Raw genomic sequence first — 3,296 nt, 5'->3', positions numbered from 1 at the left:
TCAAACCGCCCGGCGCACCATCAATTCCTTGATCTTGCCGATCGCCTTGGTCGGATTGAGCCCCTTGGGGCACACGTCGACGCAATTCATGATCGTATGGCAACGGAACAGACGATACGGATCTTCCAGGTTGTCGAGCCGTTCGCCCGTCGCCTGGTCGCGGCTGTCCGCGATGAAGCGATAGGCCTGCAGCAAGCCCGCCGGGCCCACGAACTTGTCCGGGTTCCACCAGAAGCTCGGGCACGAGGTCGAGCAGCTCGCGCACAGAATGCACTCGTAGAGACCGTCCAGCTCGTCGCGCTCCACCGGCGATTGCAGGCGCTCTTTCTCCGGCGGCGGCGTATCGTTGATCAGGTACGGCTTGATCGAATGATACTGGTTGAAGAACTGCGTGAAATCGCAGATCAGGTCGCGCACCACCGGCAGACCCGGCAGCGGACGCAGCACGATCTTCTGCGGCAGCTCGTTCAGATTCGTCAGACACGCGAGGCCGTTCTTGCCGTTGATGTTCATCGCGTCCGAGCCGCACACGCCTTCGCGGCACGAGCGACGGAACGACAGCGTCTCGTCGACTTCCTTCAGCTTCACCAGCGCGTCCAGCAGCATGCGTTCATGCGTCAGATCCAGCTCGTACGTCTGCATGCGCGGCGCCGCATCCTTGTCCGGATCGTAGCGATAAACTTCAAAAATTCGTTTTGCCATTTCGATTTCCTTGCGCTTGCCTTAGAAGGTACGCGCCTTGGGCGGCACCGATTCGACCGTCAGCGGCTTCATCTGCACCGGCTTGTAATCCAGCCGATCGCCTTCGCTGAACCACAGCGTGTGGCGCATCCAGTTCTCGTCGTCGCGATGCTCGTAGTCGCTGTGCGCATGCGCGCCGCGGCTTTCCTTGCGCGCTTCGGCCGACACCATCGTCGCGCGCGCCACTTCGATCAGGTTCGCCAGCTCCAGCGCCTCGACCTTCGCCGTGTTGAACACCTTCGACTTGTCCTTCAGATGCACGTGCTTCACGCGCTCGGCCAGCTCCGCCATCTTGCCCACGCCCTCTTCCAGCAGCTTCGAGGTGCGGAACACGCCCGCGTGCGCCTGCATCGTCGAGCGGATGTCGTTGGCGATGTTCTGCGTGTATTCGCCCGAGGTGGACTTCTCCAGCACCGCGAGACGCTCCATCGCGAAGTCCGCGGCATCGGCCGGCAGCGGCTTGTGCTCCTTCAGCTCCTGCGCGTGCTTGATGATGTGATTGCCCGCGGCGCGCCCGAACACGACCAGGTCCAGCAGCGAGTTCGTGCCCAGACGGTTCGCGCCGTGCACCGAGACGCACGAGCATTCGCCCACCGCATAGAAGCCGTTGACCGGATCGTCGTAGCCCTTCGCCGTGCCCACCACCTGACCGTGCATGTTCGTCGGAATCCCGCCCATCTGATAGTGGATGGTCGGCACCACCGGAATCGGCTCCTTGATGCAGTCGACGTTGGCGAACTTCAGCGCGATCTCGCGAATCGACGGCAGACGCTTCATGATCGTCTCCGCGCCGATGTGCGACAGGTCCAGCAGCACGTGATCCTTGTTCGGACCGACGCCGCGGCCTTCCTTGATCTCCTGGTCCATCGAGCGCGAAACGAAGTCGCGCGGCGCGAGATCCTTCAGCGTGGGCGCATAGCGCTCCATGAAGCGATCGCCGTTCGAGTTGCGCAGAATGCCGCCCTCGCCGCGCACGCCTTCGGTGATCAGCACGCCCGCGCCGGCCACGCCGGTCGGGTGGAACTGCCAGAACTCCATGTCCTGCAGCGCTATCCCTGAGCGCGCGGCCATGCCGAGGCCATCGCCCGTGTTGATGAACGCATTCGTCGATGCCGCGAAGATGCGCCCCGCGCCGCCCGTGGCGAACAGCGTGGTCTTGCCTTCGAGGATGTACACCTCGCCCGTTTCCATCTCCAGCGCGGTGACGCCGAGCACGTCGCCGTCGGCGTCGCGGATCAGATCCAGCGCCATCCATTCGACGAAAAAGTGCGTCTTGGCCGCGACGTTCTGCTGGTACAGCGTGTGCAGCAACGCGTGGCCGGTACGGTCAGCGGCGGCGCAGGCGCGCTGCACCGGCTTCTCGCCGTAGTTCGCCGTGTGGCCGCCGAACGGGCGCTGATAGATCGTGCCGTCCGCATTGCGGTCGAACGGCATGCCCATGTGTTCGAGCTCGTACACGGCGTTGGGCGCTTCGCGGCACATGAACTCGATCGCGTCCTGGTCGCCGAGCCAGTCGGAGCCCTTGATCGTGTCGTAGAAATGATAGTGCCAGTTGTCTTCGCTCATGTTGCCGAGCGAGGCGCCGATGCCGCCTTGCGCGGCCACCGTATGCGAGCGCGTCGGGAACACCTTGGAGAGCACCGCGACGGACAGGCCCGCGCGCGCGAGCTGCAGCGATGCGCGCATGCCCGAGCCGCCCGCGCCGACGATGACCACGTCGAAACGACGACGCGGCAGGGAAGTCTTGATTGCAGCCATGTTCTTTAAACTCTCCAGAGAATCTGTGCAGCGTAGCCGGCGCATCCGACGAGCCACAGGATCGTCAGCACTTGCAGCAGCAGGCGCAGACCCATGGGCTTCACGTAGTCCATCCAGATGTCGCGAATGCCGACCCACGCGTGATAGAAGAGGCAAAGCAAGGCTACAAAGGTGGCGAGCTTCATCCACTGGGTCGCGAAGATGCCCGCCCAGCCTTCATACGAGAAGTTGTGCGCGCCGAAGAACCAGAAGAGAAGAATGACGGTGTACACGGCCATCACGACCGCGGTGATGCGTTGCGCGAGCCAGTCGCGCAGACCGTAATGCGCGCCTACCACCAGGCGCTTGGGGCCGACTCGGTTTTGCGTTGCCATGTTTAGAACACTCCGAAGATCTTGAGGGCCATCGCGAGCGTGAGCAACAGCGAAACGACCAGCACGATCACAGCGGTCTGCCTGCCGCCTTCCTTATTGACCGCGACGTGGGTGTCGAGCAGCAGGAAACGAATGCCCGCGCAGAAGTGATGCAGATACGCCCACGACAGCACGAGCGTGACGATCTTGACGATGGGGTTGGCGAGAAAGCCCTTGAACGCGTCGAACGAAATCTCCGACGTAAGGCTCTGATCCAGCAGATACAGGATGAACGGCAGACACACGAAGAGCAGCAGCCCGCTCACCCGATGCAGGATCGACACCTTCCCCGCCAGCGGCAAGCGATACTTCGCGATTTGCCCGATACCGATGTTGCGGTATTCGGGCCTTGGTTTTTTTACGGCTTCAGCCATGCTAGACCCC

General features: G+C 62.8%; 4 protein-coding genes. All 4 read right to left on the bottom strand.

Annotation, left to right across the window (positions count from 1 at the left end):
* From U4Y90_RS35825 to sdhC, 4 genes are read right to left on the bottom strand one after another with little or no spacing between them, the layout of a single operon-like run.
* Entirely contained in the window at positions 1–702 is a 702-nt protein-coding gene (locus U4Y90_RS35825; RefSeq protein ID WP_014193767.1) for a succinate dehydrogenase iron-sulfur subunit, read from the bottom strand.
* 21 nt (positions 703–723) lie between these two features.
* Positions 724–2,499 carry a succinate dehydrogenase flavoprotein subunit gene (sdhA, locus tag U4Y90_RS35820; RefSeq protein ID WP_321801850.1) on the bottom strand — a complete coding sequence of 592 codons (1,776 nt, stop codon included), beginning with the start codon at positions 2,497–2,499 and terminating at the stop codon, positions 724–726.
* A 5-nt stretch (positions 2,500–2,504) separates the two neighbouring features.
* Positions 2,505–2,873 carry a succinate dehydrogenase, hydrophobic membrane anchor protein gene (gene sdhD / locus U4Y90_RS35815; RefSeq protein WP_321801849.1) on the bottom strand — a complete coding sequence of 123 codons (369 nt, stop codon included), beginning with the start codon at positions 2,871–2,873 and terminating at the stop codon, positions 2,505–2,507.
* Positions 2,874–2,875: 2 nt separating this feature from the next.
* A complete protein-coding gene (gene sdhC / locus U4Y90_RS35810) occupies positions 2,876–3,286 on the bottom strand; it encodes a succinate dehydrogenase, cytochrome b556 subunit (RefSeq protein WP_321801856.1) in 411 nt (136 codons plus the stop codon).
* Positions 3,287–3,296: the final 10 nt, after the last annotated feature.

It is taken from the genome of Caballeronia sp. J97 (assembly GCF_905220305.1).
Taxonomy (GTDB): Bacteria; Pseudomonadota; Gammaproteobacteria; order Burkholderiales; family Burkholderiaceae; genus Caballeronia.
This window is presented reverse-complemented; position numbering and strand designations above follow the sequence as displayed.